At 68.7% G+C, this 24,088-nt stretch carries 25 protein-coding genes; 18 read left to right on the top strand and 7 right to left on the bottom strand.

Translation table 11 applies throughout. The features are described from left to right. Positions 1 to 14: 14 nt before the first annotated feature. The 4 genes from ABTX24_RS24445 (at position 15) to ABTX24_RS24430 (ending at position 3,132) form a co-directional block, all read left to right on the top strand. Positions 15 to 719 (top strand): ComF family protein, encoded by a 705-nt coding sequence (locus tag ABTX24_RS24445; RefSeq protein WP_160027312.1) that lies wholly within the window; start codon positions 15 to 17, stop codon positions 717 to 719. Between the two features lie 406 nt (positions 720 to 1,125). Next, positions 1,126 to 1,767, top strand: coding sequence for a ribosome hibernation-promoting factor, HPF/YfiA family (gene hpf / locus ABTX24_RS24440; protein WP_160027314.1), 642 nt, complete (start codon positions 1,126 to 1,128; stop codon positions 1,765 to 1,767). 114 nt (positions 1,768 to 1,881) lie between these two features. After that, positions 1,882 to 2,562 (top strand): response regulator, encoded by a 681-nt coding sequence (locus ABTX24_RS24435; protein WP_045547972.1) that lies wholly within the window; start codon positions 1,882 to 1,884, stop codon positions 2,560 to 2,562. Positions 2,563 to 2,661: 99 nt separating this feature from the next. Further along, positions 2,662 to 3,132, top strand: a complete 471-nt coding sequence (locus ABTX24_RS24430) for a hemerythrin domain-containing protein (RefSeq protein WP_350715434.1) — start codon at positions 2,662 to 2,664, stop codon at positions 3,130 to 3,132. Positions 3,133 to 3,146: 14 nt separating this feature from the next. On the opposite strand, the gene ABTX24_RS24425 is transcribed toward ABTX24_RS24430, so the two are convergent. Next, entirely contained in the window at positions 3,147 to 3,884 is a 738-nt protein-coding gene (locus ABTX24_RS24425; protein ID WP_350843300.1) for a hypothetical protein, read from the bottom strand. A gap of 82 nt (positions 3,885 to 3,966) precedes the next feature. Here ABTX24_RS24425 and ABTX24_RS24420 point away from each other — a divergent pair, with 82 nt between their 5' ends. Beyond that, positions 3,967 to 5,178 (top strand): winged helix-turn-helix domain-containing protein, encoded by a 1,212-nt coding sequence (locus ABTX24_RS24420; protein ID WP_350843298.1) that lies wholly within the window; start codon positions 3,967 to 3,969, stop codon positions 5,176 to 5,178. 66 nt (positions 5,179 to 5,244) lie between these two features. Next, complete coding sequence (gene secA / locus ABTX24_RS24415; RefSeq protein WP_160027324.1) at positions 5,245 to 8,145, top strand: preprotein translocase subunit SecA; 2,901 nt, start codon at positions 5,245 to 5,247, stop codon at positions 8,143 to 8,145. Between the two features lie 64 nt (positions 8,146 to 8,209). Here the strand turns inward: secA and ABTX24_RS24410 are convergent, their stop codons facing one another. The 5 genes from ABTX24_RS24410 to ABTX24_RS24390 form a co-directional block, all read right to left on the bottom strand. Beyond that, a complete protein-coding gene (locus ABTX24_RS24410; RefSeq protein WP_350843296.1) occupies positions 8,210 to 8,752 on the bottom strand; it encodes an Rv3235 family protein in 543 nt (180 codons plus the stop codon). A gap of 110 nt (positions 8,753 to 8,862) precedes the next feature. After that, entirely contained in the window at positions 8,863 to 9,192 is a 330-nt protein-coding gene (locus ABTX24_RS24405; protein WP_008364136.1) for a sec-independent translocase, read from the bottom strand. Between the two features lie 18 nt (positions 9,193 to 9,210). After that, positions 9,211 to 10,356 (bottom strand): Mrp/NBP35 family ATP-binding protein, encoded by a 1,146-nt coding sequence (locus ABTX24_RS24400; RefSeq protein ID WP_160027328.1) that lies wholly within the window; start codon positions 10,354 to 10,356, stop codon positions 9,211 to 9,213. An 11-nt stretch (positions 10,357 to 10,367) separates the two neighbouring features. Beyond that, positions 10,368 to 10,916: a DUF1003 domain-containing protein gene (locus ABTX24_RS24395; RefSeq protein WP_160027330.1), complete on the bottom strand. Its 549-nt coding sequence runs from the start codon at positions 10,914 to 10,916 to the stop codon at positions 10,368 to 10,370. Then, the gene (locus ABTX24_RS24390) at positions 10,909 to 12,237 is read right to left on the bottom strand and encodes a magnesium transporter MgtE N-terminal domain-containing protein (RefSeq protein WP_160027339.1); all 1,329 of its coding nucleotides are present in this window, start codon (positions 12,235 to 12,237) and stop codon (positions 10,909 to 10,911) included. Before ABTX24_RS24390 ends, ABTX24_RS24395 begins: the two co-directional genes overlap by 8 nt. Positions 12,238 to 12,465: 228 nt before the next feature. On the opposite strand from ABTX24_RS24390, the gene ABTX24_RS24385 reads away from it, so the two are divergent. After that, a complete protein-coding gene (locus ABTX24_RS24385; protein WP_350843294.1) occupies positions 12,466 to 13,824 on the top strand; it encodes an endonuclease/exonuclease/phosphatase family protein in 1,359 nt (452 codons plus the stop codon). 123 nt (positions 13,825 to 13,947) lie between these two features. Next, a complete protein-coding gene (locus ABTX24_RS24380) occupies positions 13,948 to 15,141 on the top strand; it encodes an acyl-CoA dehydrogenase family protein (protein WP_160027343.1) in 1,194 nt (397 codons plus the stop codon). Positions 15,142 to 15,229: 88 nt separating this feature from the next. Here the strand turns inward: ABTX24_RS24380 and ABTX24_RS24375 are convergent, their stop codons facing one another. Then, positions 15,230 to 15,607 (bottom strand): MerR family transcriptional regulator, encoded by a 378-nt coding sequence (locus ABTX24_RS24375; RefSeq protein ID WP_160027345.1) that lies wholly within the window; start codon positions 15,605 to 15,607, stop codon positions 15,230 to 15,232. A 102-nt stretch (positions 15,608 to 15,709) separates the two neighbouring features. Here ABTX24_RS24375 and ABTX24_RS24370 point away from each other — a divergent pair, with 102 nt between their 5' ends. From ABTX24_RS24370 to ABTX24_RS24325, 10 genes are all read left to right on the top strand, one after another. Next, positions 15,710 to 16,804 carry an alkene reductase gene (locus tag ABTX24_RS24370; protein ID WP_350843291.1) on the top strand — a complete coding sequence of 365 codons (1,095 nt, stop codon included), beginning with the start codon at positions 15,710 to 15,712 and terminating at the stop codon, positions 16,802 to 16,804. A gap of 178 nt (positions 16,805 to 16,982) precedes the next feature. Further along, entirely contained in the window at positions 16,983 to 17,153 is a 171-nt protein-coding gene (locus tag ABTX24_RS24365) for a DUF5302 domain-containing protein (protein WP_160027349.1), read from the top strand. 56 nt (positions 17,154 to 17,209) lie between these two features. Further along, positions 17,210 to 18,361, top strand: a complete 1,152-nt coding sequence (locus tag ABTX24_RS24360) for a hypothetical protein (RefSeq protein ID WP_350843290.1) — start codon at positions 17,210 to 17,212, stop codon at positions 18,359 to 18,361. Positions 18,362 to 18,393: 32 nt separating this feature from the next. Continuing rightward, entirely contained in the window at positions 18,394 to 19,323 is a 930-nt protein-coding gene (locus ABTX24_RS24355) for a glycosyltransferase family 2 protein (protein WP_350843288.1), read from the top strand. A 55-nt stretch (positions 19,324 to 19,378) separates the two neighbouring features. Beyond that, complete coding sequence (locus tag ABTX24_RS24350; protein ID WP_350843286.1) at positions 19,379 to 20,413, top strand: MaoC family dehydratase; 1,035 nt, start codon at positions 19,379 to 19,381, stop codon at positions 20,411 to 20,413. A 10-nt stretch (positions 20,414 to 20,423) separates the two neighbouring features. Then, the gene (locus tag ABTX24_RS24345; RefSeq protein WP_160027357.1) at positions 20,424 to 21,218 is read left to right on the top strand and encodes an SDR family oxidoreductase; all 795 of its coding nucleotides are present in this window, start codon (positions 20,424 to 20,426) and stop codon (positions 21,216 to 21,218) included. Between the two features lie 37 nt (positions 21,219 to 21,255). Further along, positions 21,256 to 21,810 carry a histidine phosphatase family protein gene (locus ABTX24_RS24340; protein ID WP_201451227.1) on the top strand — a complete coding sequence of 185 codons (555 nt, stop codon included), beginning with the start codon at positions 21,256 to 21,258 and terminating at the stop codon, positions 21,808 to 21,810. A 61-nt stretch (positions 21,811 to 21,871) separates the two neighbouring features. Beyond that, on the top strand, positions 21,872 to 22,531 hold the full coding sequence (locus tag ABTX24_RS24335; protein WP_160027361.1) for a DUF6758 family protein: 660 nt from the start codon (positions 21,872 to 21,874) through the stop codon (positions 22,529 to 22,531). Positions 22,532 to 22,540: 9 nt separating this feature from the next. Next, on the top strand, positions 22,541 to 23,416 hold the full coding sequence (locus ABTX24_RS24330) for a PHP domain-containing protein (RefSeq protein ID WP_160027363.1): 876 nt from the start codon (positions 22,541 to 22,543) through the stop codon (positions 23,414 to 23,416). Then, entirely contained in the window at positions 23,413 to 24,012 is a 600-nt protein-coding gene (locus tag ABTX24_RS24325; protein ID WP_160027365.1) for a MarC family protein, read from the top strand. The genes ABTX24_RS24330 and ABTX24_RS24325 overlap by 4 nt, the downstream gene beginning before the upstream one ends. Positions 24,013 to 24,088: the final 76 nt, after the last annotated feature.

Genomic DNA, 24,088 nt, shown 5'->3' with positions numbered 1-24,088 from the left:
ATCGACTCGGCCACATGGACCTTGCCGACGCCTGGCACGACCTGGTCGTCGGCGGCCGCTGCGTCGGCTGCCGGCGACCGGGCAGGCTGCTCTGCCACGACTGCCGGGCCGACCTCCCGGACACGGCCCGGCCGAGCCCGCCGAGCCCGGCGCCGCCGGGCATCGCCCCGGTCTTCGCGGCAGGGCCCTACGACGACACGCTGAAGCAGCTCGTCATCGGTCTCAAGGAACACCAGCTCCTCGGCCTCCGCAGGCCGCTGGCCGGCCTGCTCGCGCTCTCCGTCCTCGAGGCGATGGCGACGACCGGAGCCGGCCCGACCGTCCTCGTCCCGGTCCCGTCACGTCCCGCCTCCGTGCGTGAGCGCGGCCTCGACAGCACCGCGGCGATCACGCGCGGGGCCGCCGCGCTGCTGAGGCGCCACGGGCTCGGCGTACGTCATCATCAGCTGCTCCGCACCAGACCCGGCGTCGCGGACCAGGCCGGCCTCGACTCCCGGCAGCGACGGGCCAACCTCGACGGCTCGATCACCTGTCCCGCGTCCGGCATCCGGACACTTGCCCGGAAGATCCCACGAGCGACCCTCATCGTCTGCGACGACGTGATCACCACCGGCGCGACCGCTCGGGAGGCTCAACGAGCGCTGGAATCGGTCGGTCTCGGGGTGAAAGCGATTGCGACCGTGGCGGCCACCCAGCGTCGGTCTCGCGTTCAAATGTAGGAAACCGTCATGTAATTCTGTTGAAGGCCTTTCGTGGGGCAGATCGGCGAACTACCGTCACTACATGGAGTCCGCCTGGGTCCGTGGTTGCGTCGCAGAGAGGTCCGCATTGCGGGCATCCGAGCGGCAAGCCGATGCCAGTCGCAGGCGAAACGGTCCACGTAACCCTACGCACCCAGATCTTGGGGCAAGGGGATCACGGTGCGGCTTAGAGATAAGTCCTGCCCTTGCTCTCCCGTCAGATACGGGAACCAGCAGGGAGAAGGTGGAGTGGCACCAAGCCGCTAAGCCTCAGCAGGCGATTGTGGGGTCGAAGACCAGGTCGGCCGGGCGGACTCCGTACCCCGGAGGTCACATGCGCTGACCGTCCGGGATCCCGCCAACCCCGAAACACCGGGAGGTACCGATGGAAGTTGTCGTCACGGCTCGCAACGCCGAGGTCTCAGACCGCTATCGCGCTCACGTAGCAGAGAAGCTCGCGAAGCTCGAGAAGCACGACCACCGCATCATCAGGATCAACGTGGAGGTCGACAACGAGCCCAACCCGCGCCAGCACAAGGGCGCCGTACACGTCGAGCTCACCGCATACTCGAAGGGTCCGGTCATCCGGGCCGAGGCGTGTGCCGAGGACAAGATGGGGGCGCTGGACCTGGCTGTCGACAAGATGGCATCCCAGATGCGCCGGGCCGCCGACCGCCGCAGAGTCCACCGTGGCCGTCGTACGCCGGTATCCGTCGGACAGGCACTCGCGGGCATCGAGCCCGACGGCCTGGGCACGACGTCCGAGTCCGAGCAGTTCGAGGAGGAGACGGTACGCGAGCACCAGGTCGGTCCGATCACGGTGACGGGGGAGGGGCCCTTGGTGGTCCGGGAGAAGACGCACACCGCGGAGCCGATGACGCTCGACCAGGCGCTCTACGAGATGGAGCTGGTCGGACACGACTTCTACCTCTACATCGACAAGGACTCGATGCGGCCGGCGGTCGTCTACCGTCGGCGGGGATACGACTACGGGGTGATCGCGCTCAACCGCGCAGACCTCGTCTGACGGCTGTGACGGGCAACCGCTCGTAAGCACGTCGGCCGGGACTTATCCATCCCTCAGATGGATGAGTCCCGGCCATTCTCTTTGTCATCATCAGTTACGTGCCATGATGCATTCGTGTCATCTACATCTGGTGCCGATCGTGAGCCGGTCCGCGTCTTGGTTGTCGACGACCAGGAGCTCTTCCGAAGGGGCCTGGTCGCGCTGCTCGCGAGCGAACCCGGTATCGAGGTCATTGGAGAGGCGACCAACGGCATCGAAGGCACCGAGCGCGCCGCGGCTTCCGCTCCGGACGTCGTGCTGCTCGACGTACGCATGCCGAAGCAGACCGGGCTGGAGGCCTGCGTCGCCATCAAGGAGGCCGTCCCCTCGGCCAACATCATCATGCTGACCGTCTCCGACGAGGAGGCCGACCTCTACGACGCGGTCAAGGCCGGCGCGATGGGCTACCTCCTCAAGGACTCCTCGATCGACCAGGTCGCCCAGGCGATCCGGGTCGTCGCCGACGGCCAGTCCCTGATCAGCCCCTCCATGGCGGTCAAGCTGATGGAGGAGTTCAAGCAGATGTCCCGGCCGGACCGATCCCCGGTCCCCGGCCCGAAGCTCACCGACCGCGAGCTCGAGGTCCTCGGCCTGGTCGCCAAGGGTCTCAACAACCGCGAGATCGCCAAGCGGCTGTTCATCTCGGAGAACACCGTCAAGAACCACGTACGCAACATCCTGGAGAAGCTCCAGGCCCACTCGCGCATGGAGGCGGTCATGTACGCCGTGCGCCAGAAGCTCCTCAACGTCGACTAGGCTGACGCCAGCGTCGCGTGCCGGTGGCAGACCGTGTCAGGCATGGAGGCGCCGGATTCGAAGGAGCACGACTGATGTTGTCGTCCCCTTCGCCCTCACGTGACTGAGGGCGAGAAGACCAGGCTGATCGCCTGGAGCAACGAGATGCGCGACGTGCACGAGCGTCTGCGCAAGGCCCTGCGGGTGACGCAGGAGGCCATCGCCGCGGGAGATCCCGCCGAGCCCGCGGCTCGCGACCTGCTGCTGTTCTGTCATGGGTTCTGCGCGGCCCTGACCGGCCATCACGAGGGGGAGGACCGGGAGCTCTTCCCGGCGATCGCCCGGTCACACCCGGAGCTGCGCGAGACGATCCGCTATCTCGAGCAGGACCACTCCATGATCGGCCACCTCCTCGGCGGCCTTCAGGCCGCCGTCGATCGGGCCGCAACCCCCGAAGACCTCGGGAAGCACCTCGAAGGCATCGCCGCGATCATGGAGTCCCACTTCCGCTTCGAGGAGCGCAAGCTGCTGAGCGTGCTCGACACCGTGAGGCTCGATGCGGATGTCGGCGATGTCTTCGGCCCGCTGTGAAAGGAATTTTTCTTTCATCGGCCGAGCGCTGCAACGGTCCGGCGGGCATCGTTCCAGGCGATCCACGCCGTACGCAGGCGGGGCAGCGGCACCGGGTCGCCCCGGCGCCGCGCCCGGATCCGGTCGCGGAGCCACGCCGGCGCGTCGGCCTCCTCGATCGCCGCCGTCTTGGTGAGCAGCCGGCCCTGGTCGGCCGCATGACGACCTCGGGCCATCGCGGTCAGGCTCAGCTCGGCGATCTCCGGCTCGAGGACCCACCAAGCAGGGTGTCTGACGTCCCGCGCCCAGTAGCCGCACACCTCGCTGCGCGCGGCTTCGCGGACGTCCTCCTCGCTGACCGGTGGGAACACCGTCCGCACATCGTCACCGAACACCGTCAGGCCGTGCACGGCCAGCTCGACGCGGGGGATGGTGGTCAGCGGTCGGTGCACCAGCCGGCCGTGGGTCCACGTGGGGTGTGACGCCTCGGGCTCGCTCAGCCGATCGGTGGCGATGTAGGCGCAGCCGAGATCGGCGCCCGCCGCGACCCCGGCATCGAGCTCGCTGTGGATGGACGAGATCTGGTCCGCGTCCGGCGGCCCGTCGGTGAGCGCGACCAGATCCAGGTCGCTCACGCCCGGAACGTAGTCGCGGGTGGCGAGCGACCCTGCGACGTACAGGCCGATCACCCATCGCAGCGTCCCGAGGCGGTCGGCAAGCGCTGCCACGACCTCGTGCCCATCCGAGGTGTTCCCGCCCGCGGATGTAGCCATGAGGCCAGGATCCCGCATCGGGGTGCGGGCGGGAGCCGGTTCCGGACGAGACTTGTCCGGAACCGGCTCTAGAGTCGGTGTCGTGCCCCGCTCTCAGACACTCAGCCGCTCCCAGGCCCGCCGGATCGCCCTGGCGGCGCAGGGGTTCGCCGACAAGCCCCACACGATGCCGACCATGCGTACGTTCCAGCGCACGCTGGAGCGCACCGGAGTCCTCCAGGTGGACTCGGTCAACGTCCTGCAGCGCGCGCACTACATGCCGCTCTACAGCCGGATGGGGGCGTACGACACCGGGCTCCTGCACCGCGCCAGCAAGGGCCTCAAGGATCGCCGGATGGTCGAGTACTGGGCCCACGTGCAGGCGTTCATGCCGGTCGAGCTGTGGCCGCACATGCAGTGGCGGATGGACCACTACCGCGCCCAGAAGGGCTCGAAGTGGTGGGGGAGCGTGCCGGACGGGATGAAGGAGAAGGTGCTCGCGCTGGTGGCCGAGCAGGGGGCGCTCACCGCGCGCGAGGCGGCCAAGGCGCTCGACGACGCCGGCCCGCAGACCAAGGACCACTGGGGCTGGAACTGGTCCGACTCGCGCAAGACCCTCGACATCCTCTACATGTTCGGGGAGCTGGCGATCTCGCACCGCAACGACCAGTTCGAGGTCGCCTACGACCTGCCCGAGCGCGTCATCCCGCAGATCCACCTCGACGCGCCGACGCCGTCGAAGGAGGAGGCCCACCTCGAGCTCGTACGCCGCGCTGCTCGGTCCCACGGCGTCGGCACCGCCAAGGACATCGCCGACTACTTCCGGATGCGCGTCGACGACACGACACGCGCACTCAACCAGCTCATCGACGCCGGCGAGGTGGAGCCGGTCGCGGTCGAGGGCATCCGCAAGCAGGCGTACCTCTTCTCCGGGTCGCGCCTCCCGAGGCGCGTCGAGGCTCGTGCGCTGCTGAGCCCGTTCGACCCGCTGGTCTGGGAGCGGGAGCGCACCGAGGCGCTCTTCGACTTCTTCTACCGGATCGAGATCTACACGCCGGCGCCCAAGCGGATCCATGGCTACTACGTGCTGCCGTTCCTCCTCGGCGAGCAGATCGTCGGCCGCGTCGACCTGAAGGCCGACCGCAAGAGCGGAACGCTCCAGGTCAAGGGCGCGTTCGCGGAAGCCGGCGCGCCCGTAGAGACGGCCATCGAGCTCGCGGCCGAGCTCGAACGGCTCGCCGGATGGCTCGGGCTGAGCGCCATCGCGGTCGATCCCAAGGGCGACCTGGCACCCCTGCTTGCGCCGTTGGTGTGAGTGGGCGACCGGGAGGTGGGTAGAGTGAGCGTGCTATCTGTCTGCCGCTAGTAGGAGCCCGCCACCGTGGCAATTCTCGACAAGATCCTTCGCCTCGGCGAAGGCAAGATCCTTCGCGAGCTCGAGGCCATCTCGAAGGCCGTCAACGCGATCGAGGACGAGTTCGTCGCGATGAGCGATGACGAGCTGCGCGGGATGACCGACGAGTTCAAGCAACGCCTGGAGAACGGCGAGGATCTCGACGACATCATGGCCGAGGCGTTCGCCACGGTCCGCGAGGTCACCAAGCGCGTCCTGGGCCAGCGTCACTACGACGTGCAGATCCAGGGCGGTGCGGCGCTCCACCTCGGCAACATCGCCGAGATGAAGACCGGTGAGGGCAAGACCCAGACCGCGGTGCTCCCGGCCTACCTGAACGCGCTGGCCGGCAAGGGCGTCCACGTTGTCACGGTCAACGACTACCTGGCCAAGTTCCAGGCCGAGATGATGGGCCGCATCTACGGCTTCCTCGGCCTCACCGTCGGCGTGATCCTGCCGCAGATGACCCCGGCGCAGCGCCGCGAGGCCTACAACTGCGACATCACCTACGGCACCAACAACGAGCTCGGCTTCGACTACCTGCGCGACAACATGGCCTCCTCCATGGCCGACCTGGTCCAGCGCGGCCACTTCTTCGCGATCGTCGACGAGGTCGACTCGATCCTCATCGACGAGGCCCGCACCCCGCTGATCATCTCGGGCCCGACCGAGGACGACGTGAAGTGGTACGACGAGTTCGCCACGATCGCCAAGACGCTGACCAAGGACGTCGACTACGAGGTCGACGAGAAGAAGCGCACCATCGCCGTTCTCGAGCGGGGCATCACCCGGGTCGAGGACCACCTCGGCATCGAGAACCTCTACGAGGCGGTCAACACCCCGCTGATCTCGTTCATGAACAACTCGATCAAGGCCAAGGAGCTCTTCCGCCGCGACAAGGAGTACGTCGTCGCCAACGACGAGGTCCTGATCGTCGACGAGCACACCGGGCGCATGCTCGCCGGCCGCCGCTACAACGACGGCCTGCACCAGGCGATCGAGGCCAAGGAGGGTGTGAAGGTCCGCGAGGAGTACCAGACCCTGGCGAGCATCACCCTGCAGAACTACTTCCGCCTCTACGAGAAGCTCTCCGGCATGACCGGTACGGCGATGACCGAGGAGTCGGAGTTCGACAAGATCTACAAGCTCGGCGTCGTCCCGATCCCGACCAACAAGCCGATGATCCGCAAGGACCAGCCCGACCTCGTCTACCGCACCGAGGAGGCGAAGTACGAGGCCGTCGCCGACGACATCGTCGAGCGCCACAAGAAGGGCCAGCCGGTGCTGGTCGGCACCGTCTCGGTGGAGAAGTCCGAATACCTCGGCAACATCCTCAAGAAGCGCGGCGTCCCGCACACCGTCCTCAACGCGAAGTACCACGCCGACGAGGCCAAGATCGTCGCGCTGGCCGGCCACAAGGGCGCGGTCACCGTCGCCACCAACATGGCCGGTCGAGGCACCGACATCATGCTCGGTGGCTCCGTCGACTTCCTGGCCGACCAGGAGCTCCGCAAGCAGGGCCTGGAGCCCGCAGGCGAGACGGCCGAGGCGTACGAGCAGAACTGGGCGCCGACGGTCGAGCGGATCAAGGAGCAGGTCGCCGCGGAGCACGAGGAGGTCACCAAGCTGGGTGGTCTCTACGTCCTCGGCACCGAGCGCCACGAGTCCCGCCGCATCGACAACCAGCTGCGTGGTCGTTCCGGCCGTCAGGGCGACCCGGGCGAGTCCCGCTTCTACCTGTCGCTGGAGGACGACCTGATGCGCCTGTTCAAGGGCGAGTGGGTCGACCGCATCCTGACCACGCTGAAGATCCCCGACGACGTGCCGATCGAGGCCAAGTCGGTGACCAAGTCGATCGCCAACGCGCAGACCCAGGTCGAGGGCCAGAACTTCGAGTCCCGCAAGAACGTCCTCAAGTACGACGACGTCATGGACCGCCAGCGCAAGGTGATCTACGCCGAGCGCCGCGAGGTGCTCGAGGGCGCCGACCTCGAGGACCAGATCCGCACCTTCATCGACGACGTCGTGACGGGCGTCGTCACCGGCGCGACCCAGGACTACGCCGAGGAGTGGGACCTCGACCAGCTGTGGACCGACCTCAAGCAGATGTGGCCGGTATCGGTCGAGCCCGAGAAGCTGATCGCCGACGCCGGCGGCAGCAAGGACGACCTCGACCGCAACGAGCTGATCGAGATCCTCAAGAAGGATGCCCAGGAGGCGTACGACCGCCGCGAGGAGGAGATCGGCTCCGAGGGCATGCGCGAGGTCGAGCGCCAGGTCGTCCTCTCGGTGCTGGACCGCAAGTGGCGCGAGCACCTCTACGAGATGGACTACCTGCGTGAGGGCATCGGTCTGCGGGCCTACTCGCAGCGCGACCCGCTGGTGGAGTACCAGCGCGAGGGCTTCGACATGTTCACCGCGATGATGGACGGCATCAAGGAGGCCGCGGTCGGCTACCTGTTCAACCTGGAGGTCCAGGTCGAGCAGGCGGAGCCGGAGTTCCACTACCACCCCGACGGCACCCGTCACGCCGGTCCGATGCACGAGGGCGCGCTCGCCGAGCCGCCGGTCGGCGTCGGTCAGGCCGGTGGTCTCCAGGACATCTCCGCCGCCCTGAAGGCACAGCCCGCGGGCCAGGCGCCGAGTGGGTCGCCCCACATCGTCGCGCCGGGTCTGCAGAAGCCTGCCGCTCCCAAGCACCTGGCCTTCTCCGGCCCGGACGAGCAGGGTCAGGCCGAGGCGCAGGGCAACACCGTCAGCAACGCCGACGACCCCTACGCCAAGATCGGCCGCAACGAGCAGTGCCCCTGCGGCTCGGGCAAGAAGTTCAAGCAGTGCCACGGCCGCCCCGGCGGCCCGACCGGTCTCACCACCCGCGTCAACGGCTGAGGACACCTCAGCTCACAACCCGTGGAGCGCTGTACGTACCAGGTACGTACAGCGCTCCACGGGTTCATTCGTACGGACCGAAGTTGAGGACCGTGCAGATCCAGTTCTCCCCGCTCTGCTCGAAGCGGAGGGCCATCGCGCGGTAGCCGTGGCCGTACTTGATCGTGGCGGTGGCCTCGACGATGGTGTCGGTGACCACGTGAAGGCGCCAACGATAGACGCGGGGACGGACCGGCTGGTGGCGGCCCAGGCCGGGCTCGTACGCCCCGCTACGGGCGGTGAGGGCGGCGCGGTAGCGAAGATCGGAGACGACCTCCTTGGTCGTCCAGCGGACCAGCTGGCTCGCCGGACGGTCCCCGCCGACGACCTCGGCGATCTTCTGGGCGAACTGTGGGATCCACGCGTTCAGATGGCCGCGGGCGGGGACGATGGGGATCGGCTCGGCCAGCAGTGCGTCGTCCCGCCCGCTCCGGTCCGGCTGCGGCGGGTCCAGGCGTGGCTGTAGGTCGAAGGCGAGCGTGCCCTGGACATCGGCCAGGGGCACCTCGGCGGGGCGTTGCGGATCCGGCTCCGCAGGATCAGGGTCCCGAGATGGTAGAGCGCTCATGGGCGCAAACTCCTTTCTACGCAGGCAACCTTCTCTTACCCGTTATTCGTGGTTCTAAACCGGCGAGTAACAGAAGGTTCTCCTGTGACAAAGGAGACTGGAGGGACGGGCTAGGTGGCCTGGTCGTCGTAGGGCGGCTTCTCGCCGGCCAGAAGAGGCTTGGGCGCCTTGGCGCGCGCCTCTTCCTCCTCGATGTCGGCGAGAGCTTCCTGGATCTGTCTGCTGACGATGCGACGCGGGTCGAGGTCGCGCAGCTCGAGGTCCTGGTAGGCGGGCCCGAGCTCTCCGCGCAGATCGTCGCGCGCGTTGTTGGCCAGGTTGCGCACCTGGTGGAGGAGGCGGGCGATCTGCCGTGCCATGTCGGGGATCTTGTCCGGGCCGAAGACCAGGATGGCGATCACGACGATGACGGCAAGCTCCGCGAAGCCGATGCCGAACACGGAGGTGAACCTACAGGCTCAGAGCTTGGAGGTGGGAGTGAGGCCCAGTTGCATGCCCGCGAGCCCTCGGCCGCGGCCCGAGATCGTACGCGCCACCTCGGCCAGCACCTTGGCCGACTCGGCGGTCGGGTCGGACTCGACGATCGGCTTCCCGGCGTCGCCGGCCTCGCGCAGAGTCTGCTCCAGCGGGATCTGGCCGAGCAGCGGAACCTTCGAGCCGAAGCGCTGGGAGAGGGTGTCGGCGACCCGCTGGCCACCGCCGGAGCCGAAGACCTCCATCTTGGAGCCGTCGGGCAGGACGAGCCAGGACATGTTCTCCACGACGCCGACGACGCGCTGGTGCATCATCTCGGCCATCGTGCCGGCCCGCTCGGCCACCTCGGCGGCGGCCTCCTGCGGGGTGGTGACCACGACGATCTCGGCGTTGGGCAGGTGCTGGCCCAGCGAGATCGCCACGTCGCCGGTGCCCGGGGGCAGGTCGAGCAGCAGCGCGTCGAGGTCGCCCCAGTAGACGTCGGAGAGCATCTGGACCAGGGCCCGGTCGAGCATCGGTCCGCGCCAGGCGACGACCTGGTCGCGGCGGGGCTTGAGCATCCCGATCGAGATCACCGAGACGCCCGAGGCGGTCGGGACCGGCATGATCAGGTCATCGACCTGGGTCGGCCGGGAGTCGGCCACGCCCAGCATCGCGGGCACCGAGTGTCCGTAGATGTCGGCGTCGACGATGCCGACCTTGAGACCCTGCTGGGCGAGCGCGACGGCGAGGTTGACCGTGACCGACGACTTGCCGACACCGCCCTTGCCCGACGCGATCGCGAAGACCTTGGTCAGCGAGCCCGGCTGGGCGAAGGGGATCTCCCGCTGCGCCTGACCGCCGGTGAGCCCGTTGCGCATCTCGGTGCGCTGCTCGTTGGTCATCACACCCAGCTCGAGGTCGACGCCGGTGACGCCGTCGACCTTCTCGAGCGCCGCGGTGGTGTCGCGGTTGATGGTGTCCTTGAGCGGGCAGCCGGCGACGGTCAGCAGCACCTTGACGCTGACGACACCTGCGTCGTCGATCGAGACGGAGTCGACCATCCCCAGCTCGGTGATGGGACGTTTGATCTCCGGGTCCTGAACGGTCGCCAGGGCTGCGTTGACACGGTCGAGAAGCGGGCTACTCACGGTATGCAAGCCTACGTCGTGCGTGGGGAGTCTCCAGCATCGCCCGAGGGCTGGTCGATCGGACCGCGGTGACGGTCGCGCTCGTCGAGCTCCTCGAGAAGCAGCCGGAGCTCGGAGCGGAGGTAGTCGCGGGTGGCGACCTCGCCGAGGGCCATCCGCAGCGACGCGGTCTCGCGGGCGAGGAACTCCATGTCGGCCTTGGACTGCGAGGCGATACGACGGTCCTGCTCGGCGATGGCCCGGTCACGGTCCTCCTGGCGGTTCTGCGCGAGCAGGATCAGCGGCGCGGCGTACGAGGCCTGCAGACTCAGCGCCAGGGTCAGGAAGATGAACGGGAACTCGTCGAAGCGCCACTCGCGGGGAGCCAGGGCGTTCCAGGCGACCCAGATGAACACGACCATCGTCATCCAGGCGAGGAACCGGGCGGTGCCCATGTAGCGGGCGAAGGCCTCGGCGAAGGAGCCGAAGGCGTCGGCGCGGAAGGTGGGTCGCCGGACCAGCGGGCGGCGCAGCTCGCGCGGGGTGTCGAGGCGGCCGCGGGCGGCGCGGGTGTCAGCCACGGCGCACCATCTCCGGAGTGATCACCTTGTTGGGGCGGGTGTCGGGCCTGGTGTCGGGACGCGGCTCGGTGGCCGACTCCTGGCGGGCGAGGTTCTCGCGCCAGTTCTCCGGGAGCAGGTGGTCGAGCAGGTCGTCGACGGTGACCGCGCCGGCGAGATGGCCGTTCTCGTCGACGACGGGAGCGGCGACCAGGTTGTACGTCGCCAGGTGGGCCGCGACCTGCTCGGTGCTGTCCTCGGGGCGCAGCGGCTCCAGGGACTCGTCGAGCGCGCCCGCCACCAGCGTGGACGGTGGCTCGCGCAGCAGCCGCTGGATATGGGCGATGCCGAGGAACTTGCCGGTCGGCGTCTCCAGCGGTGGACGGCAGACGTAGACGAGGGCGGCCTGGGCCGGGGTGAGGTCGGGGTTGCGTACGAGAGCGAGCGCGTCGGCGATGGTCGCGTCGGGGCCGACGATGACCGGCTCGGGCGTCATCATCGAGCCGGCGGTGTCCTCCTCGTAGGACATCAGCCGGAGTACGTCCTTGGCGTCCTCGGGCTGCATCAGCTCGAGCAGCAGGGTGGCGGTCTCCTCTGGCAGCTCGGCGATGAGGTCGGCCGCGTCATCGGGCGACATCTCCTCGAGCACGTCGGCGGCACGCTCGGAGTCCAGGGCCCGCACGATGGCGACCTGGTCGTCCTCGGGCAGCTCCTCAAGCACCTCGGCCAGGCGCTCGTCGTCGAGGGCGGCGACGACCTGTCGCTGCCGCTCGGGCGGGAGCTCGTGGATCATCGTCGCGGCATCGGCCGGGCGCATGTCGTGGATCGCCTGGACCAGGTGGGTCGCGGCCTGGGTGGGGGAGCGGCTGGCCAGCCCCTCGGCGTCGTTCCACTCGACCACGTGCGTCTGGCCGCGACGGCGCAGTCCCTTGGCGAGCTCCTGCACGGCGACCCGCGAGAGCAGCCAGTCGCGGTTGCGGGCCTGCTCCATGCCGACGTCGTAGACGGTGCCGACGACGCCGGTGGGGCGGATGGTGACCTGACGGTCGAACATCTGGCCGATCACCAGGGTCTCGGTCGAACGCTGCTGGAAGCGGCGCATGTTGAGCAGGCCGGTGGTGTAGATCTGGCCGGCGTCGATGCTGGTCACCCGGGTCATCGGCACGAAGATGCGCCGGCGCCCGAAGACCTCGACCACCAGGCCCAGCACGCGGGGCTGTCGGGCGTCCGATCTGACCGTGACCACGAGATCTCGCACCTTGCCGACCTGCTCACCGAGCGGGTCGAAGATCGGAAGGCCGACCAGGCGTGCCGCGTAGACGCGGTTGGGCGAGGTGCTCACGGGCCAACGTTATGACATAGCCCCCAGCGGGGCGCTTCGACGCTCACGCGGTGGCACCGCCGGTGAATTCGATGAACTATCCGAACGGCCCCGGAATGGGAACCGTGAACCAGGTGAGGCTTGTGTTACAAAAGGTGTCTATGTGGCCAGCGTGATCGGCCGCGACTGCTGTGAAAGGGGCTCGAGCGGATGCGTACGCAATCTTCTGTCCCGTCTTACGGGGTTCGGATGCTCAAGGCTCTGCTCACCACGGGGCTGGTTCTAGGCCTCTTCGGCGGCGCGCTCGTCGCCGTGCGCGACTCGTCCGCTCCGTCGGTGACGGACCTGGCGACCGTCGCCTACTCGCCACCGCGCTATCGGATGGTGCAGGCCAACATCAAGGCCAGCATGGGTACGGCGAGGTTCAAGAAGGACGTACGCGAGGTCGTCGACACCGCGCCCGACTTCATCACCTACAACGAGGTGAACGGCCGCCGGACCGCGGACCTCGAGCCGGGGCGCTACCGCGTGTGGCGCAAGGGCGGCGACCCCTACAGGTCGGCCACGGCGGTGGCCTGGGACAACGACGAGTGGGCAGCGACCTCGAAGGGCATCCACCAGATCAGCGACAAGCGCGGCAAGCCTGCCGACCAGCGGCTGCACTGGGGCATCAGGTTCGCCAACTGGGTCACCCTCGAGAACCGGGCGACCGGCCGGAACGTCTCGGTGGTCGCCGTGCACTTCGCGCCCAAGTCCAAGTACTACGGCGACCTGGTCCGTCCCTCGGCCCGCGCGCTCAACGTGCTCGTCAAGGCGCTGGCCAGACGCGGCCCGGTGATGGTGGGCGGCGACCTGAACGTGCAGTACGAGGGCTCTCGCTACCCGAGCGACATCTTCGCCGCGCAGCACCTGACCCCGAGCTACGACGTCACTCAGCAGGTACCGGTGACGCACGGCCGGGCCTCGACCATCGACTACGTGCTCGCTCGTGGGATCGCGCGGTTCGCCACCGGCAACCAGCGCGCCTTCGGGCTCGAGTCCGACCACCACGCGGTACGCGTCGACTTCTCGCCGCTGCCGGTCACCTCCACTGAGGGCTCCTCGCGGGTCAGGTTCGGGCCGGGTGTCGTGGTCACCGACCCGGGACTGAGCACCGCCGAGGAGCAGAGCGTGCTGCGTACGGTCCTGAAGTCGGTCAACAGCACCAAGCGGGGTCAGGTCGTCCACCTGGCCACCCGTGCGCTGTGCAACGCCAAGGTGCTCCGGGCGCTGAAGCGGGCCAAGTCGCGTGGGGCGCAGGTCCAGGTCGTCACCGCGGAACGGACCACGACCGCCGAGATGCGCTCGCTGCAGCGCGTCCTCGGCAAGGACGTGAACAAGGAGAGCTGGGCCGTACGGCGCCCGAGCGGCTATGACCGCGCCGGCCTGAGGGCGACCGTGCTGCTGATCAGCAGGACCGGTGCCACCCCGGCGTTCGCCTTCAGCTCCAGCACCCAGATGTCCACCTCGGCCGGCTCCGGGAAGCGGTCGGGCTACGTGAGCGTCACCAGGGCGTCGTACGACAAGCTCTTCAAGCCGTTCTTCTCGGCAGTCGGACGGCGGGTTTGAGCGACGTAGGATCGCGGTGTGGTGGGAGTCACCCTGTCCCCGATGGTTACTGATTGGTAACCTGCCGCAGTGACACGTCGTGGTGGTCTCGACAGGCTCGACCACCGAGAGTAGGAGTGAAGCATGGGTCGCCTTGCCGAGACCGAAGGTCTCACCGATATTCAGGAAGAGATCCTGAAGACCGTCCGTCAGTTCGTGGACGAGAAGGTCATTCCGGTGGCCCAGGAGCTGGAGCACGCCGATGAGTATCCGACCGAGATCGTCGAAGGTCTCAAGGAGCTCGGCATCTTCGGTCTGATGATCCCGGAGGAGTACGGCGGGCTGGGTGAGTCGCTGCTGACCTACGCGCTGTGCGTCGAGGAGATCGCGCGCGGTTGGATGTCGGTCTCCGGCGTCATCAACACCCACTTCATCGTGGCCTACATGCTGATGCAGCACGGCACCGAGGAGCAGAAGCAGAAGTACCTGCCGAAGATGGCCACCGGCGAGGTACGTGGCGCGTTCTCGATGTCCGAGCCCGGTCTCGGCTCGGATGTGAGCGCGGTGTCGACCAAGGCGACCAAGCTCGAGGACGGGTCCTACAGCATCACCGGCCAGAAGATGTGGCTGACCAACGGTGGCTCCTCGACCCTGGTCGCGGTGCTGACCAAGACCGATGAGGGCGCCGAGAGCGTCTACAAGAACATGACCACCTTCCTGGTGGAGAAGACCCCGGGCTTCGGCGAGACCGCGCAGGGCGTGACCGTGCCCGGCAAGATCGACAAGATGGGCTACAAGGGCATCGACACGACCGAGATGATCTTCGAGGGTCACAAGATCTCGGCCGACCAGATCCTCGGTGGCACCCCGGGCAAGGGCTTCTTCCAGATGATGGACGGTGTCGAGGTCGGCCGGGTCAACGTCGCCGCCCGCGCCTGCGGCCTGGCGATCCGTGGCTTCGAGCTGGGCATCGCCTACTCCCAGCAGCGCCAGACCTTCGGCAAGAAGATCGCCGAGCACCAGGCCATCCTGTTCCGTCTGGCGGAGATGGGCACCAAGGTCGAGGTCTCCCACAACATGATGGTCCGCGCCGCGCGTCTCAAGGACACCGGCAAGCGGATGGACGTCGAGGCCGGGATGGCCAAGATGGTCGCCTCCGAGTACGCCAACGAGGTCGTCGAGGACTCCTTCCGCATCCACGGTGGCTACGGCTACTCCAAGGAGTACGAGATCGAGCGCCTCATGCGCGAGGTCAAGTTCATGCTCATCGGTGAGGGCACCAGCGACATCCAGAAGATGATCATCGGCCGCTCTCTGCTCAAGGACTACAAGTCCTGAGCCTCCGGCGACCCCTTCCGCCGAATCTGTAGAAGTGGGCGACGAAACTGTGGTTTCGTCGCCCACTTCTGCTGTCTCGGCCGGTCGGTCAGCGGGCTGAGTCGCTCGCGAGGGTCGCGTTGTGGCGGCGGTTCGTGGCGATCAGCTCATCGAGCATGTCGCGGGTCCGGAGCAGGTCCTCGATGTGGGCGCTGAGCCGGTCACGCTCGCCGACCATCATCTCGAAGGCGGCCTCGGAGGTGTCGGAGCTCGGCCGGTCGACGCAGGGGAGGACCTCGCCGATCGTACGGCTCGAGAGTCCGCCCGCGTAGAGCCGCTGGAGGAGGATCACCCGGTCGACGGCCGCCTCCGGATAGTGCCGCTGCCCGCTGCTGCTGCGCTCGGACTCGAGCAGCCCCTGCTCCTCGTAGTAGCGCAGCGAGCGGACGCTCACGCCTGCTCGCCTCGCGAGCTCGCCGATCCGCATCGAACCCCTCCTGGGTGATCTCCGGCACAAGACTTGCCTCTGACGTCAGTGTCAGGTTCTAGCGTACGTGGCGACCCACTGTCACTCCCAAGGAGCTCACCGGTGACCAGCCTCTTCGACCGCCACCACCTGGGCCCGCTGACGCTGCCGAACCGGATCGTGATGGCGCCGATGACCCGCGCCCGAGGCACTGCTGACGGCCTGGCGACGCCGTCGATGGCGACGTACTTCGCTCAGCGGGCGACCGCCGGCCTGCTCATCTCCGACGGGATCGCTCCCAACACTGTCGGCACCTCGAACCCCAACACCGCCGGGCTGCGTACGGACGCGGAGGCCGCCTCGTGGCGGCAGGTCACCGACGCCGTCCACATCAACGGTGGCCGGATCTTCGCCCAGCTCATGCACGGCGGCCGGGTCTCGCACGAGTCGATCTCGGGCCTCCGGCCGGTCGCCCCGTCCGCTGTCGCGTTGGCGACCGACGTCTTCACGCCGACCGGGCCTCTGCCCGCACCGGTGCCGCGTGCCCTGGAGACGGCTGAGGTCGCCGAGCAGGCCGAGTCGTACGCCGAGGCCGCCCGCCGCGCGGTCGGCGCCGGGTTCGACGGGGTCGAGCTGCACGGGGCCAACGGCTACCTGATCAGCCAGTTCCTCTCAACCAACGCCAACCTGCGCACCGACCGCTACGGCGGCTCGGTGGCCAACCGGATCCGGTTCGCCGTCGAGGCGGTTGCGGCGACGGTGGACGCCGTCGGCGGCGACCGCGTCGGCATCCGGCTCTCGCCCGGCGCCGGGCTCTGGGACGTTACCGAGCCCGATCATGCCGAGGTCTATGCGGCGCTGCTCACCGAGCTCAACCGGCTCGGGCTGGCGTACGTCCACATCGAGGCCACCACCGACGAGGCGACCATGCTGGACCTGCGCAAGCGGTGGGACGGGACCATGATCGTCAACCCGAGCTCGTGGCTGACCCGCGGCGCGGCGCCGTTCGGGGCCAGGCCGACAGACCTGGCCTCCGCGGACCGCTGGCTGGGGTTGGGTGCCGACCTGGTGAGCTTCGGCCGGGCGTACCTCGCCAATCCGGACCTCGTCGAGCGCCTTCGTCGTCGGCTTCCCCTGGCCGAGGCCGACCCGGCGACCTACTACGCCGGCGGCGATGCCGGCTTCCTCGACCTCCCGGCCCATCACCACGTCGCCTGACTCGTCTCGATCGAGTCCGCACGAACGGGCGCCGAATCCGTAGTTGTGGGCGACGAAAGTAGACCTTCGTCGCCCACAACTCCGGTCTCGTCCGGAAAAACTGGGGATTCGTCGGGGCGGGTGTCGTAGGTTGGTCGTTACCCGACCTACGACTCACAACGCCGAATTAGGGAGAGCGATGACCAACGACGATCTCAAAGCCAAGATGCGCGAGGCGCTGGAGAAGAAGAACAACCACGACCACGCACGCGCCGAGAGCGCGGGGGCCAAGGAGAAGGCGCACGGGTCCGAGGTGGTCGGTGGCGCGCCGAAGATGCACCGCCGGAAGGCGGGCGGCGGCGGGTCCTGACGCTACGATGCCCCCTCGGGGGTGTCGGGTCGGTCTGGTCGAGAGGTAACGAGAAGTTGGCGCGCCGGGTAGTGCTCCATGTCGGGGCGATGAAGTCGGGGACGACCTATCTGCAGGGTGCCCTTTACAAGAACAAGGCTCTCCTCGCGGAGCGTGGGTTCCTGGTCCCCGGCGCGCGCTGGCGCAACCAGATCGAGGCCGTGCTCGACGTGAAGGGCCGCCGGAAGCACCCGCAGGGCAACTCGGTCGCCGGGGCCTGGGATCGTCTGGTCGCCGAGGTCGACGAGTGGGACGGCACGGCGCTGATCTCCGTCGAGCTGCTGGCGCCGGTCGGCCCGGAGACGGTCGAGCGGGTGGCGACGAGCTTCACGGGCGTGACCCCCGAGATCGTGCTCTCGCTGCGAGACATCAACCGGCAGATACCGTCGATGTGGCAGGAGCTCGTCCAGAACGGCGTGGACTGGACCTGGTCGGACTTCCTCACCTCGGTCAACAAGAGCCGTCCGGGCTCTCCCGAGCGCCGTCACTCCGGCCCCGGCAAGCGGTTCTGGTCCGAGCAGGACATGGTCGCCATCGCCCGGCGCTGGGCCCAGGCCGGGCCTCTGCACCTGGTCACGGTTCCGCCTCCGGGCAGCCCGGCGACCCTGCTGCTGGAGCGTTTCGGTGTGGCGATGGGCTTCGATCCCGAGGGGATGAAGAGCCCGCCGCCGAAGAACACCTCCCTCGGCTCCGCGACCGTCGAGGTGCTGCGCGGCCTCAACGCCGAGCTGGACCGGCGTGGCCTGGCCTACCCGGCGGCGATGGGGCTGCGCAAGCACGTTCTCGGCAAGCGGCTGATGCCCGAGCTGACGGTCGACGACCCGCGTATCGGGCTCCAGGCACCGCGCTGGACCGCCTCGTTCACCCGTGACCAGGCTGCCGAGCTGAGCGGTCTGGACGCGACCATCCACGGGGATCTCGATGACCTGGCCCCTGTGGACGTACGCGGGATCGACCCGCGCAAGGTCACCGACAAGCAGGTTCGAGACGCCGCGGTGGCTTCCTACGCGGCGCTGCGTACGGACCTCGACAAGAAGCTCGCCGACCCGACCATCCCTGGTGAGGCCATCGACCCGGGGGAGGGCCGCAAGGCCCCGGCGCGCGCCGTCTCCGCCCTGGCCGACCTCGTGGAGTGGTCCGTCCGGCGAGAGGAGCTGGTCCGCACGTAGGGCCTCAACACACACACATTCGGGGGAACTCTTTGTCAAGCAGCTGGAGCCTGCGCCGTCGTCGCAGACTCGCCGAGGAGACGGGCGGCACGTCGGCCGCGCCGCCACGGATCGCGGTGCTCACCATCGCCCGCGACGAGGGCGAGATGCTCACCCGCTGGGTCGACCACTACGGCCGGGCGGCGGGTCTCGAGAACCTGATCGTCTTCGACGACGGTTCGACCGACGGTTCGACCGACGACCTCTCGTGCACGGTCCAGCGCCTGCCGGGCTTCCGGAAGGGCAACTTCGAGGCCGGCCGGATGGGCCTGGCCAGCGGGGTCGCCCAGGGTCTCCTGGGGGTCTACGACGTGGTCATCTTCACCGACGTGGACGAGTTCCTGGTCCCGGACCCGGCGAGGTACGCCAACCTCTCCGACTACCTGGCCCGACGCCCCGAGCGGGTGATCGCCCCGTTCGCCCTCAACGTCGTCCACCACACCGCGGTCGAGGGAGCGCTGGTCAGCGGCAAGCCGATCGTCGGCCAGCGGGCGTACGCCCAGTTCGCGCCGTTGATGTGCAAGCCGTCGGTCAAGCGGGTGTCGGCCGCCTGGACGCTCGCCTCCCACGGGATCAAGGCGCCCTACGTGCCCGATCCCGGGCTGTTCATGCTCCACATGAAGTTCGCCGACCTGGACCTGCTGCGCCGACAGGCCGACCGCCGCAACGAGCTCGCCAAGGCGGTGGGTCGCGGCAAGGGCAGCTCGTGGGGACGCTCCGGTGACGATCTCGCCGGCCTGCTGACCACCGCGACCGCCTCGGTGAGCGCTGACGTCGAGGAGTTCGACCCGGCCTCGGTCCTGCCGGCCAGGCTCGTCCGTGAGGAGGACGGAGTGCACCGCGCCGTCGGCCCGGGCCACATCGACAACCTCCGCAACCAGCCGCTGTTACGCATCCCGGAACGCCTCCACGGGATCGTCTGAACTAGGTTACTGTCCGGTAATCCCGCACCGCCAGATTCACCGACGAGAGGCCGCAATGAGCAAGACGAACCCCGGCAACTTCTTCGAGGACTTCCAGGTCGGCCAGGTCATCGAGCACGCCACGCCGCGCACGGTGACCGAGGGCGACCGGGCTGCGTACGGGTCGCTCTACCCGACCCGCTTCGCGGTGCCCTCGAGCGCTGCCTTCGCGGCCTCCGTCGGGCTCGAGCAGCACCCGGTCGAGGAGCTGATCGGCTTTCACATCGCCTTCGGTAAGACTGTCCCGGACGTGTCGCTGAACGCGGTCGCCAACCTCGGCTACGCCGAGTGCCGCTTCCACCAGCCGGTGGTGCCGGGCGACACGCTCTCGACGAAGTCCGAGGTCATCGGCCTCAAGCAGAACTCCAACGGCAAGTCCGGCGTCGTCTACGTACGCTCGACCGCCACCAACCAGCGCGGCGAGGTCGCCATCGACTGGGCGCGCTGGGTGATGGTGCACAAGCGGGACCAGGACGCCGCGGCCCCCGAGACCGTGATCCCGGAGCTGGCCGCGGTCGTCGACGCGAAGAACCTGATCGTGCCCACCGGCCTGGACTTCTCCGCCTACGACTTCACCGCCGCCGGCGAGCCGCACCGGCTGGCCGACTACGAGGCCGGCGAGAAGATCGACCACGTCGACGGCGTCACCCTCACCGAGTCCGAGCACCAGCAGGCCACGCGGCTGTGGCAGAACACCGCGAAGGTGCACTTCAACGTCGAGGCCCGGCCCGACGGCCGCAACCTCGTCTACGGCGGCCACATCATCTCGCTGGCCCGTGCGCTGTCGTTCAACGGCCTCGCCAACGCCCAGCTGATCGCCGCGATCAACGCCGGCGCGCACACCTCGCCGGCCTTCGCGGGCGACACCGTCTACGCCTGGTCCGAGGTCCTCGACAAGGTGGAGACCGACGCCCCAGGTGTCGGCGCGCTGCGGCTGCGCCTGGTCGCCACGAAGGGCCGCGACGAGTCGATGACCCTGCGCGGCGAGGATGGAAAGTACGCCTCCGGCGTGCTGCTCGACCTCGACTACTGGGCGCTCATCCCTGCGTAAGGAGCACGTCATGGCAACCAGGAAAGCTCTCTTCGTCTCCGGATCCGCCCAAGGGATCGGCAAGGCGATCGTGGAGAAGTTCGCGAGCGAGGGATGGTTCGTCGGCGTCTACGACATCGACGCCGACCTCGCGCGTGACGTCGCCGCGATCCTCGGGTCCGACAACGCCATCGGTGGCACGCTCGACGTCACCGACCCGGCGTCCTGGAACGCGGCGCTGGAGGAGTTCGCCACCGCCGCCGGCGGTCGCCTCGACCTGCTGGTCAACAACGCCGGCATCCTGCGTGCCGGCCGCCTGGCCGAGGTCGACCTGGCTCAGCACCACCAGACCATCGAGATCAACGTCAACGGAGTGATCAACGGCTGCCACACCGCGTACCCCTATCTCCGGGCCACGCCCGGATCCGGCGTGATCAACGTCTGCAGCGCGAGCGCGATCTACGGGCAGCCGGAGATCGCCTCCTACAGCGCGTCGAAGTACGCCGTGCGCGGACTCACCGAGGCGCTGGAGCTGGAGTGGCGCAAGGAGGGCATCCGGGTGCAGGCGGTCTGGCCGCTGTGGGTGAAGACCGCTCTGCTCGACGGCAACGCCGCCTCCTCCCACGAGACCCTGGGCATCCGGCTGACCGTCGAGGACGTCGCCGACCAGGTCTGGGAGATGGCCCAGCCCCGCAAGGGTCTGCGCGGGCGGCTGCCGAAGGTGCACACCACCGTTGGCTTCCCGGCCAGGGCCCTCTCGACCGCCGCCGACCTCGCCCCCAACCTGTTCGTCCGCGAGGTCAATCGGTTCATCACTCGGGCCTGAGGATCCGGCCGGGCCGATGGCTGGTTGGATGGGGGGCATGGCCCTCTACCTCGTCAGGCACGGCACCACCGAGTGGTCCCTCAACGGCCGGCACACCTCCCACACCGACCTTCCCCTCCTGCCCGAGGGGGAGGAGGCCGCCAAGGTGCTCGCGTCACGCCTTCAGGACCAGAAGTACGCCGCGGTGCTGACCTCCCCGCGACAGCGGGCGATGCGTACGGCTGAGCTCGCGGGCTTCCCCGACGCGGTCGTCACCGACGACCTGGTCGAGTGGGACTACGGCGACTACGAGGGCATCACCACCGACGAGATCCACCGCACCGACCCGGGCTGGAGCCTGTGGACCGCGAAGACACCCGGCGGAGAGGCTGCTGCCGCCGTCCAGGAGAGGCTGGGCCGGGTCGTCTCGGCCGCCCGCGAGCGCGAGGGTGACACCCTGGTCTTCTCCCACGGACACGCGCTGTGCGCTCTGGCCGCGGTGTGGCTGGGACTCCCGGTCACCGAGGGCCGTCTCTTCCGGCTCGACACCGCGACCGTCTCGCTGCTCGATGCCTACCGCGGGCAGCCGGTCGTCAAGCACTGGAACACCTAGTCGGGGCCGATGCCTGACCGTACGTCTTGACCAGACGGATACCACGGGTCACCGTTGTGGGGTGGCTCTTGCGGTTGGCTGTCCACGCTGCGCGACGCCGGTGGCGAGCATCGGTGCCGGCGGCAGCAAGTCGTGTCCCGAGCACGGGGTGGTGACCCCGCTGTGGCGTTCCGATGCCGCCTCCTACGAGGACCTCGTGCAGATCCTCTCGCTGGCCGGTGAGGTGCCCACCTACGTTCCCTGGCCGGTCGAGTCGGGCTGGTCGATCGCCGACCTCGCCGTGGTCGGCGACGAGAACAAGGGTGCGGCGACGCTGCTCACGCTGACGGGAGTGACCCCCGACGACGGGCCGGTCGAGATGACCGTCGTCACCGAGGAGGCCGGCGTCGGGCTGGGGGCGCGGTGCGCGCGTACGGAAGGACCGGACCCGGGGATCGACGCCTGTGCCGGCCCGCCCACGACGAGGGTCCGGGTCGCCGGGCAGCGGCAGCTGGTGCCGTTGTGGCCGATCACCCAGTGGACCAACGGCGCCGAGGAGTGGGAACGGTCCGTGGTCGTCGGTGAGGCAGCCGGCCGCTGGCTGTGGCTGGTCTTCCGCCCGGCCACGGCGATGCTGATGCTCCAGGACGGCTGGCACCTGCGCCAGGTCCGGGACCTGGGCGTACAGATGGTCGAGCTGCCCTTCGGTGGCCCCGGTGGATCTTGGTGGAACTCGCCCTAGGATGGGCGGGTGCGCATCGACCTCCATACTCACTCGCGAGTGAGCGACGGGACCGATTCGCCCACCGAGCTGGTCCAGGCGGCGAAGGCCGCGGAGCTCGACGTGGTCGCGATCACCGACCACGACACCGCCGCCAGCTGGGACGAGGCGGCAGCCGCGGCCACCGAGGCCGGGATCGAGCTGGTCCGCGGCATGGAGATCAGCACCGACCACCTCGGCCACAGCGTGCACCTGCTGGCCTACCTGCCCGACCGGACCCACCCGCCGCTGGTCGCCGAGCTCGCCCGAATTCTGGCCGGCCGGGACGGACGGCTGCCGCTGATGCTGGCCCGGCTGGCGCGCCTCGGCATCGAGGTGTCGCTCGAGGAGGTCGCCGCCGTCTCCGGTGACGCCGCTGCCTCCGGGCGCCCGCACCTGGCCGACGCGCTCGTCGCGAAGGGCTACGTGCGCAGTCGCGACGAGGCGTTCAACCGCTACCTCGGGGCCGGCAAACCGGCGAACGTCAGCCGTTACGCGGCCCCGCTCGAGCCGATGATCCGCACCGTCGCCGCCGCCGGCGGAGTCACCGTGATCGCCCACCCGTGGGGCCGGTCCGGACGCGAGCAGCCCGACGAGGCAGCCATCTCCGCACTGGTCGACGCGGGCCTGTCCGGGCTCGAGGTCGACCACCAGGATCACAGCCCCGAAGTGCGCGAGAAGCTGCGGGTGATCGCCCGGAACCTCGACCTCGTGGTGACCGGATCCAGCGATTACCACGGCACCGGGAAGGTGGGTCACCATCTGGGAGTGAACACCACTGCACCCGCTGAGTACGAGCGGCTCCTGGAGCGCGCCGCCGCAGCTGCGGCCGCCTCCGGACGAGCCACCCCCGAGGTCGTACGTTGACCGAGATCTTCGTCTCCACGTTCGTGACGCTCTTCGTGATCATGGACCCGGTCGGCACGATCCCGATCTTCCTGTCGCTGACCGCGGGGCAGTCGCCGGGCAAGCAGCGCCGTGCGGCGCTCCTCGCGGTGGCCGTCTCGTTCCTGGTGATCACGATCTTCGCGCTGTTCGGACAGGCGATCCTGCACTTCCTGCACATCTCCCTCGAGGCGTTGCAGTGCGCCGGCGGCCTGCTCCTGCTGCTGGTCGCCCTCGAGCTGCTCACCGACAACTTCGACGACCCCGTCGCCGCCGCCGGAGCGAACGTGGCGATGGTGCCGCTCGGCACCCCGCTCCTGGCCGGCCCCGGTGCGATCGTCGCCACCATGGTCTTCACTCAGGAGGTCGACTCCGTCGGGACCGCCTTCGGGCTCGGCCTCGGACTCGTCGTCGTCCACCTCGCCCTCCTGGTGGCGATGGTCTTCTCCATCCCGATCCTGAAGGTCCTCAAGGAGTCCGGCGTCCTGCTCATCACCAGGATCGCCGGTCTGCTCCTCTCCGCGATCGCCGTTCAGATGGTCGCCGACGCGGTCACCACCTTCATCGCGAACGCCTGAAGCTGGGTAGTCCGAGACGTTCGGGCCCGGCTACCGGGCGGTAACGGGCCGAAACGTCTCGGACTACCCGGTGGGC

Origin of the sequence: Nocardioides sp. NPDC127514, from assembly GCF_040302125.1 — a bacterium.
Taxonomy (GTDB): domain Bacteria; phylum Actinomycetota; class Actinomycetes; order Propionibacteriales; family Nocardioidaceae; genus Nocardioides.
This window is presented reverse-complemented; position numbering and strand designations above follow the sequence as displayed.